We start from the raw sequence: 13,526 nt of genomic DNA on the forward strand, positions 1-13,526 counted from the left end.
GTCGCCGTCGAGGAGCAACCGGATTCCCATGAGTGCCCAGCCAGAAGTCACTGCGCCAGTCACGCAGCAGAGCCGACGCCACCAGGTCGTCATCATCGGCTCCGGATTCGGTGGCTTGACCGCGGCCAAGAAACTCAAGCGGGCCGACGTCGACGTCAAGTTGATCGCCCGCACCACCCACCACCTGTTCCAGCCGCTGCTGTACCAGGTTGCGACCGGGATCCTGTCCGAAGGTGAGATCGCGCCGTCGACTCGTGTCGTGCTGCGCAAGCAGCGCAACGCCCAGGTGCTGCTCGGCGATGTCACGCGCATCGACCTGGACGGCAAGTTCGTCACCTCGGAGGTGCTTGGCCACACCTACGACACCCCGTTCGACAGCTTGATCATCGCGGCGGGCGCCGGGCAGTCCTACTTCGGCAACGACCAGTTCGCCGAGTTCGCCCCGGGCATGAAGACCATCGACGACGCCCTGGAGTTGCGCGGCCGCATCCTGAGCGCCTTCGAGCAGGCCGAGCGGTCCCGCGACGCCGCCCGGCGGGAGAAGTTGCTGACGTTCACCGTGGTCGGCGCGGGACCCACCGGGGTCGAAATGGCCGGGCAGATCGCCGAATTGGCCAATTACACCCTCAAGGGCGCATTCCGCAACATCGACTCGACCAAGGCGCGGGTGATCCTGCTCGACGCCGCTCCGGCCGTGCTGCCGCCGATGGGTGAGAAGCTGGGTCGCAAGGCCGCCGAGCGGCTGCAGAAGATGGGTGTGGAGATCCAGCTTGGCGCCATGGTCACCGATGTCGACCGCAACGGGCTGACCGTCAAGGACTCCGACGGCACCATCCGGCGGATCGAATCGCAATGCAAAGTGTGGTCCGCCGGTGTGTCGGCCAGCCCGCTGGGCCGTGACCTCGCCGAGCAGTCCGGGGTCGAGCTCGACCGCGCCGGGCGGGTCAAGGTGCTGCCCGACCTGTCGGTGCCGGGCCACCCGAACGTCTTCGTCGTCGGTGACATGGCGGCCGTCGACGGCGTCCCCGGCATGGCGCAGGGCGCCATCCAGGGCGCCAAGCACGCCGCCAACACCATCAAAGCCGAGCTCGGCGGCGCTGACCCGGCCGATCGGGAACCGTTCCAGTACCTGGACAAGGGCTCGATGGCCACCGTGTCGCGGTTCTCGGCGGTCACCAAGATCGGGCCGCTGGAGTTCAGCGGTTTCCTCGCCTGGCTGGCCTGGCTGGGCCTGCACCTGATCTACCTGGTCGGGTTCAAGAACAAGATCAGCACGCTGCTGTCGTGGAACGTGACGTTCCTGAGCACCCGCCGCGGCCAGCTCACCATCACCGAGCAGCAGGCATTCGCCCGGACCCGCCTGGAACAGCTCGAAGTGCTGGCGGCCGAGGCGCAGCGCGGCGCCGAACGCGCCGTTAGTTAGCGGCGGCCGACGAGACTCAGGCGGGCAGGTTCTGCAGCCGGACCTGGCCGCGGGCGACGACCCGCTGGCCGGAATCGGTGATCGTCACCAGCCACAGTTGCTGGCGGCGCCCGCGATGGATCGGGGTGGCCGCGGCGAACACCGTTCCCGCCGAGACCGCCCGCAAAAAGTCGGTGTTGTTGTTGACCCCGACCACGGTGCCGCCGGCGTTGCCGCCGGAGTTCAGCCAGGTGTGTGCTGAGACGCTGGCCACACTTTCGACGATCGAGCAGTACACCCCGCCGTGCACGATCCCGGCGGGCTGGCAGAGCTTGGGCCGCAACTCCAGCGTGGCGCAGGCACCGTCGGGGCTGATCTCGGTGAAGACCAGGCCGATTTCGTTGTCGAAGGGCGCGGTGTAGGAGGGCGGGAATCCGCTGGCAGCCATGCCATGGTTCTACACGACGGTTCCCGGGCCGCCGGCACGCCCCAGCAGACCCACAGCTGCCCATACGACAGCCGGTAGTAATTAAGGGTAGGCTTGCTCCGTTGCCCAGGGAGTTGATTACCACATGGCGAAGCAGACCCACTTAGGGGATTTGGAACGAGCGGTGATGGACCACCTGTGGTCCGCGCCCGAGGCTCAGACCGTGCGCCAGGTCCACGAAGCGCTGTCCGCGCGGCGAGACCTGGCCTACACCACTGTGATGACCGTCCTGCAGCGGCTGGCCAAGAAGAATCTGGTGTCGCAGATCCGCGATGACCGCGCGCACCGCTACGCACCGGTCCGGGGCCGCGATGAGCTGGTCGCCGGGCTGATGGTCGAGGCTCTCGATCAGGCCGCCGATTCCGGTGACCGCCGGGCGGCGCTGGTGCACTTCGTCGAACGCGTCGGCGTGGACGAGGCCGCGGCGCTGCGCCGGGCGCTCGACGAGCTGGAAGCCAAGCACCGCGTGGGGCTGCCCGCTGGCGGCCGACCCCCCTCCTGAGGGAGACTGACAGCGTGTCCGCGCTGGCCTTCACCCTTCTCGCGTTAGTGCTCGTGGGGCCGGTGCCCGCCCTGCTGGCACGTGCCGAATGGCCGCTGCGCGCCCCACGGGCCGCGGTGGTGCTCTGGCAGGCCATCGCGATAGCCGCGGTGCTGTCGGCCTTCAGCGCCGGCGTCGCCACCGCGAGTCGCCTGCTGATGCCCGGCCCGGACGGCCGGCCCACGGCGACGATTCTGGGCTCTATCGAGCGGCTGGGCTGGCCGTTGTGGACGTTCTACACGGTGGTTTCCGCCTTGACGCTCCTGGTGGGCCTGCGCCTGACGGTGACCGTGCTGCGGGTCGCGATCGGTACCCGGCAGCGCCGGGCGCGCCATCGCATGCTCGTCGACCTGGTCGGTGTCTCCGACACCGCTCCGGCGGCGCGCACCAGCGGCCTGCGGATTCTGCAGGTGATGCAGCCGCTGGCCTACTGCCTGCCCGGAGTGCGCAGCCGGGTGGTGCTCAGCTCTGGCACGCTGCACGCCCTCACCGACACCGAACTGGCCGCCCTGCTCTGCCATGAGCGGGCCCACCTGCGCGCCCGGCACGACCTGGTGCTGGAGGCGTTCACCGCGGTGCACACCGCCTTTCCGCGGTTCGTGCGCAGCGCCAGCGCCCTGGATGCGGTGCGGTTGCTGGTGGAACTGCTGGCCGACGACGCCGCCGTCCGGGTTGCCGGCGCCCCTCCCCTGGCCCGCGCCCTGGTGACCTGTGCGTCGGCCGCCACCCCGGCCGGTGCGCTGGCCGCCGGCGGCCCCCACACGGTGCTGCGGGTGCAGCGGCTGTCGGGTCGGGGCAACAGCCGCACGCTGGCTGCTGCCGCCTACTCCGCCGCAGCCGGGGTGCTCGCGGTACCGACAATCGCGCTCGCGGTACCGTGGCTGACCGAACTGCATCGACTGATCGCGGGCTAACCCACGCCGCCGGCGTGCCGCGCAGGGCGTCACCTACGACCGAAAGGCGAATGTATGAGCGCGTCGGAGACTGTCGGCACCGCCCAGATCGGGGTGACCGGTCTGGCCGTCATGGGATCCAACATCGCGCGAAACTTCGCCCGGCACGGCTACACCGTGGCGCTGCACAACCGGTCGGTCGCCAAAACCGATGCCCTGTTGAGCGCATACGGCTCCGAGGGCACCTTCGTGCGCAGCGAGACCATTCCGGAATTCCTTGCCGCTCTTGAGAAGCCGCGCCGGGTGCTGATCATGGTCAAGGCCGGCGAGCCCACCGACGCGGTCATCAACGAACTCGCCGACGCCATGGAGCCCGGCGACATCATCATCGACGGCGGCAACGCGCTCTACACCGACACCATTCGCCGGGAGAAGGCAATGGCGGCGCGCGGTCTGCACTTCGTCGGCGCCGGCATCTCCGGCGGGGAGGAGGGCGCTCTCAACGGGCCCTCGATCATGCCGGGCGGCCCGAAGGAGTCCTACACCTCCCTGGGCCCGTTGCTCGAGGAGATCTCCGCCCACGTCGACGGGGTGCCGTGCTGCACCCACATCGGGCCGGACGGCGCGGGCCATTTCGTGAAGATGGTGCACAACGGCATCGAGTACTCCGACATGCAGCTGATCGGCGAGGCCTACCAGTTGCTGCGCGACAGCCTGGGTCTCTCGGCGCCGCAGATCGCCGAGGTGTTCACCGAGTGGAACGCCGGTGATCTGGACAGCTATCTGGTCGAGATCACCGCCGAAGTGCTGCGCCAGGTCGACGCCAAGACCGGCAAGCCGCTGGTCGACGTCATCGTCGACGAGGCCGAGCAGAAGGGCACCGGGCGCTGGACGGTGAAATCCGCTCTGGACCTTGGGGTTCCGGTAACCGGTATCGCCGAGGCGGTGTTCGCCCGGGCGCTGTCGGGATCGGTTCCCCAGCGCCGCGCCGCGGCGGGTCTGGCCGCCGGGGCACTCGGTGAACGCCCCGGTGATGCGGCCCGGTTCACCGAGGACGTCCGCCAGGCGCTGTACGCCTCGAAGATCGTCGCCTACGCGCAGGGCTTCAACCAGATCCAGGCGGGCAGCGCCGAATACGGCTGGAATGTCACGCCCGGCGATCTGGCGACGATCTGGCGTGGCGGCTGCATCATCCGCGCGAAATTCCTCAACCGGATCAAAGAGGCATTCGACACCGATCCCGATCTGGTCAGCCTGCTTGCGGCCCCGTATTTCCGCAGCGCCGTGGAGGCGGCCATCGACTCCTGGCGGCGGGTGGTGACCACCGCGGTCAGCCTGGGCATTCCGGTTCCCGGTTTCTCCTCGGCGCTGGCCTACTACGACGGTCTGCGCACCGAGCGGCTGCCGGCCGCCCTGACCCAGGCCCAGCGCGACTACTTCGGAGCGCACACCTACGGTCGGGTGGACGCCGAGGGCAAGTTCCATACGCTGTGGAGCGCCGACCGCAGCGAAGTGCCCGCCTAATCCAGTAGCTCCAGTACGGCGTCGGTGTAAGCCTGCGGATCCTCGATCTGTGGGTAGTGCCCGAGGCCGGGCAGCTCGACGACGTCGGCGGCGGGCCGCAGCTCACGTAAGCCCTCGAGCACATTGATGGTGGCCACCGGATCGCCGAGCCCCCACACCAAACCCAACGGCTTGGGCCAGTCGCGCACCGCCCCGTGCCAGCGCTGCGCGTAACGCACCCGTTCGTCGAGGTAGGCCGAGAGCAGGTGCGCGATCCGGTGGCCGCCGTTGTGGCACAACAGTTCCCACTGCGCGGCGGCTTCTTCGGGGGACAGCGGATGCTGCGCAGAGAACAGCCGGCCGAAGCCGCGGACGAAGCTGCGCCGGTTCGTCAGCCGGGCGGCGAGGCCACCGAACGGGCCGCGCAGCAGTTTCTGGATGGGACGCAGGCTGGCCCGCTCCAAGATCACGCTGCCGTTGGACAGCACCGCGCGGCGCAGATCGAAGGGCAGGGTGCCCTCGAGATCGCGGGCCAGCAGTTCGGTCGTCACCGAGGTGCCCATGTCGTGGGCGGCCAGCACCACCGGACCGGTGGTGGCCGACGCCACCACCTGCTGGACCAGATCGGCCTGCTCCAACAGGCTGTAGCGATGCCGGCGCGGCTTGTCCGACAACCCGAAGCCGAGGAAGTCCATCGTCAGCCAGGATCGGCCGGCCAGCCGGGCGACGACCGACCGGAAATCGTAGGAGCTGGACGGAAACCCGTGCAGCAGCAGCACAGTCGGCCCCTCCCCCGCTCTTGATCGTACGAAGACCCGCCCGGCTCCGGTCGATACCCACCGGCCACCGTCCCGCCACTCGCGCACGCTGCGCGACATCGTGGTCATCCCAGATTCGGCAGTTCGTCGACGATGTCGTTGAACACCGCTTGCGGGAACCCGAGGTAGGCCTCGGCGATGTCTTGCAGGCCGGACTGCAGCGCAGCGCCGATCGCGGTGGGATCACCGGCGAGCAGCGCCTCGTGCAGGTTCCACAGCGCCGTCTGCGGTGTGGTGATCAGGTCACGCACGTCCATGATCAGCTTCGTCAGCAACCCCGGGTCCTCCGGGACGGGAATCCCGTTCCAGCTGACCAGCGTCCAGCCGTCGGTGGGGTTGCCCTCGATCGAGATGATGCCGGTGTTGGGCAGCAGCGGTGATCCGTCGTCGCCTGTGAACATGGTTTGCAGGGTCAGCGGCAGCAGCAGCGAGATGTCGGGGTTCTTGACGTTCATCGCCACCCAGGCGGCGACATCGGCTTCGTTGTCGAACCCCACCGCGGTGATCGCGCCGTTGTCGCTTACCACCGGGTTGGCCAGGGCGGCGCTGTACATCGTGTTGACGGCGTCGGTGAAGTTCGCGTTCATCATCACGCCGTTGGGGTCTTCGACCGAGCCCGGTATCGGTACCAGGATCAGCCCGAGCAGCGACCACAGCAGCGGCGTCAGCTGGTAGAGGAATCCGGACAGGCTGGCGATGGGTTGCCCGGCGTAGATGCCGCTGTCGATCTCGTTGAGCCCGGACAGGATCTGCGGCGTCATGTGCTCGAGTGCGGCAAACGGCGCCGCGGTGTCCATGTCCCGGATGGCCTGCCCGGAGAAGATACCGGCGACCTGGTCACCGAGCTCCCTGTGGAGCTGGTCGGCCACATCCTGCGCCTGCTGCACACCGAGATCGCTGAGCGGCGGCCCCGGATGATCCGGCGACGGGGTGATGACGTCGTTGAACGGCGGCATCCGCTGCCCGTGTCGCACGATGTCGATCACGATGTCCTGGGCATCCTCGCCGGTGAGCGCTATGCCGGCGATGATGGTCCCGGCGACACCGGGCTGCGCCGGTGCGGCGATGACGCCCGCGCCGATGACGGCGACACCGGCGGCCACCGGCCAGATCGACCTTATCGGCATGACCATCACCTCCTAACCGAGACTTCCGAAGGCATCGACGATGTCGTTGAAGACCGCGCCCGGGAATTGGGTCAGCGCCGAGCCGATCTGCTCGATACCGGTCTGGATCGCGTTCATGATCGTCGTCTGGTCACCGCCCAGGATGGCTTCGAAGATGTTCCAGATCGCCGTCTGCGAGGGCAGGACGAGATCGCGTCCGTCGACGAACAGGGCGCTCAGCAGATCCGGATCCTGCGGAATCTCCTGGCCGTCCCAGCTGAGCAGCGTCCAGCCGTCGGTGGGGTTGCCCGCGATCTGCACGATGCCGGTGTTGGGCAGCAGCACGGTGGAAAGCCCGTTGGCGACGGTGTGCGACTCCCGGATGAGGTCCAAGAAGAACGGCAGATCGGGGTTCTTGACGTTCATCATCACCCACGCGAAGATCGACGCCTCGCTGTTGAATGCCACGTCGGTGATCTGGCCGTTGTCGCTGACGATCGGGTTGGCGACCGCGTGGTCGTACATCGCGTTGATGGCATCGGTGAAGCGGGCATTGAACATCAGTCCGTTGCCGTCTTCTGAACCCGGCCCGGGCACCAGGGCCAATCCCAGCGGCGCGCCGAGTGCCCACGCGCCGACGGTCAGGAAGGCCAGCCGGCCCCCGAGGCTTTCGATCGGGTCGAGGGCGTATATGCCGCTGTCGACTTCGTTGAGCCCCGGCAGTATCTGCACGTTGTCCGCCATGTGCTCCAGGGCGGCGAACGGAGCCGAGGTCTGCATCTCGCGCAGGCCCTGCCCGGCGAAGATCCCGGCGACCGGGCCCAGTTCGTCGAACAGCTTCTGTCCGACGTCTTGCGCCTGTTGCAGGCCCAGATCGCTGAGCGGGGCTCCGGGGAAGGCCGGCGACGGGGTGAGCAGGTTCTCGTACGGCGAGATCATCTGCGCGTGCCGGACGACATCGATGACGACATCCGGTGCGGCACCGCCGGTGAGCTGAATATCGGGTGGCGCCGCGGTCGCCGGCGCCGGCAGCGGAGTAACCGGGGCGACGGCGATGCCGCCGGCCAGGACGGCACCGGCGGCCAGCGACAGGAGCTGATGTGCGTGCATGGTTCGGACCTCTGTTGTGGGGAAAGTGGTGTCCAGCCGGTCGGCGAAGTCGCCGCTGGAAAATTCCGCAGTTTGGCTATTTCTCAGCATCGCTGCGCCCTGGGTAAATTGCTGACAGCTAACTTTGTTCGGTGCGACATCCGCTGGATCGCCCGGGATTATTCCGCGATTGGGCCGGTGCGATTACCGCGGGTGCCGGCGCGACCCGCAGGCCCGAAATTCGGCCCCGGCGGCGACAGCGTGGGCCACTGTCGTGATGCCGCGAGGTTTCGATCCCTGCCGAGCTACTCGTACAACGGCCCCGCCCAGCTATTTCCCTTGCACGGCAATCTAAACGGTGCGCAACAAAGTCCGCCCGCTACGATCCGCGGTTGCGCCACTGGCGGTGCAGTTTGCGCTGCAGATAGCCTTCGACGCTGCACCCCCGCCACGCCGACGGAGCACCGATCCCACACGGACGGCAGGCGTGGTGTTCGGGCCGGGTGGGCCGTGGGGCGCGAGAGACTCTGATCGGGGCCCGAAGGGCCCCACCTCGCCAGCCGTAGCTAACTGTCATCTCTGTTCCCCTAAACGACGTCATGAGTTTACCCGACTATGCGACTGTGAGGAAGATCAATTTTTCGTCGGGTTCGCCCCGCCCGAAATCGAGTGGTGCACACCGATGCGCTGGCGGTACCGTGGCTGACCGGGCCGAAAAGATGTCACCCGGTGGCCGCCGCGGCAACCCGTGGCATCCGGTGTTTGCCCGAACCCCGGCTCTCAGACCCTGTGGAGGCGAACAGATGGGCTCCTCGGAACCCAACGGCCCAAAGGCGGGCACCCGATGAGATTCGCACGCGGGTATGACCCCGGCTATGACCTGACCTACGACGACGTGTTCATCGTCCCGAACCGCTCGGCCGTCGACTCACGCCTCGACGTCGACCTGTCCACCCGCGACGGCTCCGGTGCCACCATCCCGGTGGTGGTGGCCAACATGACCGCGGTGGCGGGCCGGCGCATGGCTGAGACGGTGGCCCGGCGCGGTGGCATCGTGGTGCTGCCGCAAGACCTGCCGATCGATGCCGTGGGCCAGACGGTGGCGTTCGTGAAAAGCCGCGACCTGGTGGCCGACACTCCGGTGGTGCTCTCCCCCGACGACTCGGTGTCGGCCGCGATGGCGCTGATCTCCAAACGGGCCCACGGCGCCGCGGTGGTGGCGGTCGACGGCCGCCCCACCGGCCTGGTGACCCGGGCGTGCTGCGAGGGCGTGGACCGCTTCAGCCGGGTTCGCGACGTCGCGATGTCCGACCTGCTCAGCGTTCCGATCGGCACCGAGCCGCGCAAGGTATTCGACCTGCTGGAGCACGCTCCGGTCGACGTCGCGGTGCTGACCAACGCCGACGGCACCCTGGCCGGCGTACTGACCCGCACCGGGGCGATCCGGGCCGGCATCTACACCCCGGCCACCGACGCGGCCGGCCGGCTGCGGATCGCCGCCGCGGTCGGCATCACCGGCGAGGTGACAGCCCGCGCGGCGGCGCTGCTGTCGGCCGGGGTGGATGTGCTCGTCATCGACACCGCGCACGGGCACCAGGAAAAGGCGCTGCAGGCCATCCGCTCGGTGGCCGCCCTCAAGCCGGGCGTCCCGCTGGTGGCCGGCAATGTCGTGTCGGCCGACGGCACCCGGGATCTGATCGCCGCCGGGGCGGACATCGTCAAGGTCGGCGTCGGCCCCGGCGCGATGTGCACCACCCGGATGATGACCGGGGTGGGCCGCCCGCAGTTCTCGGCCGTACTGGAATGCGCGGCGGCAGCCCACGAACTCGGCGCCCACGTCTGGGCCGACGGCGGGGTGCGCCACCCGCGCGACGTGGCACTGGCCCTGGCCGCGGGCGCATCGAACGTGATGATCGGCTCCTGGTTCGCCGGCACCTACGAATCCCCCGGCGACTTGATGTTCGACCACGACGACAAGCCGTACAAGGAAAGCTACGGAATGGCGTCCAAACGCGCCGTGGCCGCCCGCACCGCTACCGACAGTGCATTCGACCGGGCCCGCAAATCGCTGTTCGAGGAGGGCATTTCCACGTCGCGGATGGCGCTGGATCCCGATCGCGGCGGGGTCGAGGATTTGTTGGACCACATCACCGCCGGCCTGCGCAGCACCTGCACCTACGTCGGTGCGGCCGACCTGGCCGAGTTGCATGAGCGCGCGGTGCTGGGGGTGCAGTCGGCCGCCGGCTTCGCCGAAGGCCATCCGCTACCGTTCGGCTGGTGAGACCCGTGGCGGCACCTGCACCCATGGTGGCGAGTGCTGCCCCGGTGGCGAGCAGTACCGACTCATGACGGTCGCGCTCACCCTGGGCAGCCTGCTGGCGTTCCTGGTCCTCACTTTGGGAACGGCGGTGTTCGTCGCCGCCGAGTTCTCCCTGACCACGCTGGAACGCAGCGCGGTGGAGGCCAACGCCCGCCGTGGCGGCCGGCGCGACCTCTACATCCAAGACGCCCACCGCACACTGTCGTTCCAGCTGTCCGGCGCCCAGCTGGGCATCTCGATCACCACGCTGGCCACCGGCTACCTCGCCGAGCCGGTGCTGGCCCGGTGGCTGCGGCCCGCGCTTGCCGCCCTGGGCCTGCCCGAGGCGAGCGCCGCCGGGGTGGCGCTGGCGCTGGCCCTGGTGATCGCCACCTCGCTGTCGATGGTCTTCGGCGAGCTGGTGCCCAAGAACCTGGCCGTAGCGCGTCCGCTGCCGGTCGCCCGCGCAGTGGCTGGGCCGCAACTGCTGTTCTCGCGGCTGTTCGCGGCCGCGATCAAGCTGACCAACGGGACGGCAAACCTCATCCTGCACCGGCTGGGCATCCAACCCGCCGACCGGCTGGCATCGGCCCGCTCGCCGCGGGAGCTGGCCTCGCTGGTGCGCAATTCCGCACGCAGCGGTGCGCTCGACCCCAGTACGGCCGCCCTGGTGGGCGGCTCACTGCGGTTCGGCGCCCTGACCGCCGCCGAATTGATGACGCCGCGTTCGAAGATCGTGAGCCTGCAGGCCGGCGACACCGTCGCGGATCTGGCCGCGGCCGCCATCGAGACCGGTTTCTCCCGCTTCCCGGTGGTCGACGGCGACCTCGACGCCACCGTCGGCATCGTGCACGTCAAGCAGGTCTTCGCGGTTCCCGCCGCGCAGCGGGCGACCACCCCCATCACGGCCGTCGCCCAACCGGTGGCGGTGGTGCCGTCCACCCTCGACGGCGACGCGGTGATGGAACAGGTCCGGGCCAACGGCCAGCAGGCGGCGCTGGTCGTCGACGAGTACGGCGGCACCGCGGGGATGCTCACGGTGGAGGATCTGATCGAGGAGATCGTCGGCGACGTCCGCGACGAACACGACGATGCCACGCCCGACGTGGTGGTGGCCGGCGGCGGCTGGCAGGTGTCGGGCCTGCTGCGCATCGACGAGGTGGCCGCCGCTACCGGGTACCGGGCCCCCGAAGGCTCCTACGAGACCATCGGCGGGCTGGTGCTGCAAGAACTCGGGCACATTCCGGCCGCCGGCGAGACCGTCGAACTGACCGCATTCGATCCCGACGAGCTGTCGGCGCACCCGCCGCGCTGGCTGGCCCGGGTAGTCCGGATGGACGGCCGGCGCATCGACCTGCTGGCGCTGACCCAGCTGGGGGCCGGCAATGGCTGACCTGTTCAACGTGGTGTTGACCGTGCTGCTGATCGCGGCGAACGGGTTCTTCGTCGGCGCGGAGTTCTCGCTGATCTCGGCGCGTCGAGACCGGCTCGAGGCGCTGGCCGAACAGGGCCGGCGCAGTGCGGTCACCGTGATCCGCGCCGGCGAACAGCTCCCGCTGATGCTGGCCGGCTTCCAGCTGGGTGTCACGGTGTGCTCGATTCTGCTCGGCCGGATCGGGGAACCCGCCGTGGCCGACCTGCTCGAGCAGCCGTTCCGGCTGGTCGGCATCCCGGACCCGCTGCTGCATACCGTGGCGTTCGTCGTCGCGCTGTCGGTCGTGGTCACGCTGCACGTGCTGTTCGGGGAGATGGTCCCGAAGAACATCACCCTGGCGGGCCCGGAGACGGCGGCGATGCTGCTGATCCCGCCGTACCTGATCTATATGGCCGCCGCCCGGCCGTTCATCGCGTTCTACCACCGGTGCGGCCACGCCGTTTTGCGCGCCCTGCGGGTGCAGCCCAAGGATGAGCTGGAGATCACGGTCTCCACCGTCGAACTGAGCGAGATGATCGCCGAATCGGTCTCGGCGGGGCTGCTCGACCTCGAGGAGTACACCCGGTTGACCCGGGCCCTGCAGATCCGCACCCGCACCGTCGCCGATGTGGCGCTTCCGGTCGGTGACATCCGCGCCGTTCCGGCCGCGGCCGCCGGCCGGGGCCCCACCGTGGCAGCGGTCGAACAGGCCCTCGCCCAGACCGGGTACTCCCGGTTTCCCGTGGTCGACCAGGGCGAATTCGTCGGCTACCTGCACATCAAGGATGTCCTGCCGCTCAGCGAGAGCACGGCGGGTCCGAGCTCCGAACGTCCCGAGGCCGACGCGATCGTCGACCTCGGCGTGGTGCGACCGTTGCTCCGGCTTCCCGCGTCGCTGCCGGTGGCCGACGCGTTGACCCGGCTGCGGCGCACCAACAGCCACCTGGCGCTGGCGGTCGACACCGAGGGCGCCGTGGTGGCGATGGTGGCCCTCGAGGACCTGGTCCAGGACGTCGTCGGCACCGTCCGCGACGGAACGCATCGTGTTTGACCTGGTCGAGGAGTCGACGCTGGACACCGCGCAGTGGCAGGCGCGGGCGACGGCCTACCGACTGCGCCTGGAGCGCTTCCTGAGCCCTGCGCAGCGCCGGATCGCCGCCGGCGATCCGGTTCCCAAGTTCCTGTTCAGCTACTACAGCTTGCGCCCGCGACAGTTACGCACCTGGAACCCCGGATTCGGGGTCGCGCTGGCCGGGGCCGCAGCATTGCGCGACTACCAGGGCCGCCGAGGATACGTCGTGGCCGGTGACACGGTCGCGGTCGCCGAGGACTTCGTGCGCGAGAAGGCCGACACCGTGACGTTCGTCGCACGGCTGTTACGGGCCACTGCCGCGCGTCCAGCCCAGCTGAACTGTTTCGGCCTGCACGAGTGGGCGATGCTCTACCGGAGCGACACGGTCCGGCACGGCCATGTTCCGCTGCGGCTTCCCGCGGCCGACGTGGATCGAGTGGTTGAGGCAACACCGCTGCGCTGCACGCACTTTGACGCCTTCCGGTTCTTCACCCCGGCGGCGGCGCCCCGTAACGCCGGCACACCGAGCCGGGCCGGCCAAACCGCTTGGGAGCAGCCGGGTTGCCTCCACGCCAACATGGACTTGTACAAGTGGTGCTACAAGCTGGGGCCCCTGATCGATTCCGAGTTGCTGCTGGACTGCTTGCAGTTGGCCGCGGCGGCGCGCGAGATCGACATGCGCGCGAGCCCCTACGACCTGAGCAGCTATGGCTATCAGCCGATCTGCATCGAAAACCCCGCCGGCCGTGCTGAATACGTCCGTTGCCAGACTGGGATCGCACAGCGCGCCGCGCCGCTGCGTTCCGCCCTGCTCAAGCGGTGTGACCTGCTGTTGGCGGTCAAGGGATGCGGCTAGCGTGTTGTCGGCCGGTAAGGTGGTGGATTGGCTATGAGGGAGGAAA

Annotated in this window: 12 protein-coding genes; 8 read left to right on the plus strand and 4 right to left on the minus strand. The window is 69.0% G+C overall.

What is annotated here, in order from left to right; translation table 11 throughout:
• The first annotated feature begins 28 nt into the window (after positions 1–28).
• Complete coding sequence (locus AC5Y4Q_RS19935; RefSeq protein ID WP_064920553.1) at positions 29–1,423, plus strand: NAD(P)/FAD-dependent oxidoreductase; 1,395 nt, start codon at positions 29–31, stop codon at positions 1,421–1,423.
• Positions 1,424–1,439: 16 nt separating this feature from the next.
• Here AC5Y4Q_RS19935 and AC5Y4Q_RS19940 read toward each other — a convergent pair whose 3' ends face one another.
• The gene (locus AC5Y4Q_RS19940; protein WP_064920552.1) at positions 1,440–1,850 is read right to left on the minus strand and encodes a PaaI family thioesterase; all 411 of its coding nucleotides are present in this window, start codon (positions 1,848–1,850) and stop codon (positions 1,440–1,442) included.
• A 124-nt stretch (positions 1,851–1,974) separates the two neighbouring features.
• On the opposite strand from AC5Y4Q_RS19940, the gene AC5Y4Q_RS19945 reads away from it, so the two are divergent.
• The 3 genes from AC5Y4Q_RS19945 to gnd are packed head-to-tail and all read left to right on the plus strand — an operon-like array spanning position 1,975 to position 4,847.
• Positions 1,975–2,391 carry a BlaI/MecI/CopY family transcriptional regulator gene (locus AC5Y4Q_RS19945; RefSeq protein ID WP_064920551.1) on the plus strand — a complete coding sequence of 139 codons (417 nt, stop codon included), beginning with the start codon at positions 1,975–1,977 and terminating at the stop codon, positions 2,389–2,391.
• Between the two features lie 14 nt (positions 2,392–2,405).
• The gene (locus AC5Y4Q_RS19950; RefSeq protein ID WP_065019508.1) at positions 2,406–3,344 is read left to right on the plus strand and encodes a M56 family metallopeptidase; all 939 of its coding nucleotides are present in this window, start codon (positions 2,406–2,408) and stop codon (positions 3,342–3,344) included.
• Positions 3,345–3,398: 54 nt separating this feature from the next.
• Positions 3,399–4,847 (plus strand): NADP-dependent phosphogluconate dehydrogenase, encoded by a 1,449-nt coding sequence (gene gnd / locus AC5Y4Q_RS19955; RefSeq protein ID WP_064919977.1) that lies wholly within the window; start codon positions 3,399–3,401, stop codon positions 4,845–4,847.
• Here the strand turns inward: gnd and AC5Y4Q_RS19960 are convergent.
• The 3 genes from AC5Y4Q_RS19960 to AC5Y4Q_RS19970 are packed head-to-tail and all read right to left on the minus strand — an operon-like array spanning position 4,844 to position 7,860.
• On the minus strand, positions 4,844–5,704 hold the full coding sequence (locus AC5Y4Q_RS19960; RefSeq protein ID WP_499960097.1) for an alpha/beta fold hydrolase: 861 nt from the start codon (positions 5,702–5,704) through the stop codon (positions 4,844–4,846). The two genes, gnd and AC5Y4Q_RS19960, sit on opposite strands and share 4 nt — an antisense overlap.
• A gap of 5 nt (positions 5,705–5,709) precedes the next feature.
• Entirely contained in the window at positions 5,710–6,771 is a 1,062-nt protein-coding gene (locus AC5Y4Q_RS19965) for a histidine phosphatase family protein (RefSeq protein WP_499960098.1), read from the minus strand.
• 12 nt (positions 6,772–6,783) lie between these two features.
• Positions 6,784–7,860, minus strand: a complete 1,077-nt coding sequence (locus tag AC5Y4Q_RS19970) for a phosphoglycerate mutase family protein (protein ID WP_499960099.1) — start codon at positions 7,858–7,860, stop codon at positions 6,784–6,786.
• A gap of 823 nt (positions 7,861–8,683) precedes the next feature.
• Here AC5Y4Q_RS19970 and AC5Y4Q_RS19975 point away from each other — a divergent pair.
• The 4 genes from AC5Y4Q_RS19975 (at position 8,684) to AC5Y4Q_RS19990 (ending at position 13,480) form a co-directional block, all read left to right on the plus strand.
• Positions 8,684–10,120 carry a GuaB1 family IMP dehydrogenase-related protein gene (locus AC5Y4Q_RS19975; RefSeq protein WP_064919974.1) on the plus strand — a complete coding sequence of 479 codons (1,437 nt, stop codon included), beginning with the start codon at positions 8,684–8,686 and terminating at the stop codon, positions 10,118–10,120.
• 64 nt (positions 10,121–10,184) lie between these two features.
• Positions 10,185–11,531 (plus strand): hemolysin family protein, encoded by a 1,347-nt coding sequence (locus AC5Y4Q_RS19980; RefSeq protein ID WP_499960100.1) that lies wholly within the window; start codon positions 10,185–10,187, stop codon positions 11,529–11,531.
• Positions 11,524–12,603 carry a hemolysin family protein gene (locus AC5Y4Q_RS19985; RefSeq protein ID WP_499960101.1) on the plus strand — a complete coding sequence of 360 codons (1,080 nt, stop codon included), beginning with the start codon at positions 11,524–11,526 and terminating at the stop codon, positions 12,601–12,603. Before AC5Y4Q_RS19980 ends, AC5Y4Q_RS19985 begins: the two co-directional genes overlap by 8 nt.
• Positions 12,596–13,480, plus strand: a complete 885-nt coding sequence (locus AC5Y4Q_RS19990) for a 3-methyladenine DNA glycosylase (RefSeq protein WP_499960102.1) — start codon at positions 12,596–12,598, stop codon at positions 13,478–13,480. Before AC5Y4Q_RS19985 ends, AC5Y4Q_RS19990 begins: the two co-directional genes overlap by 8 nt.
• Positions 13,481–13,526: the final 46 nt, after the last annotated feature.

This window comes from Mycobacterium sp. NGS16 (genome assembly GCF_059813225.1).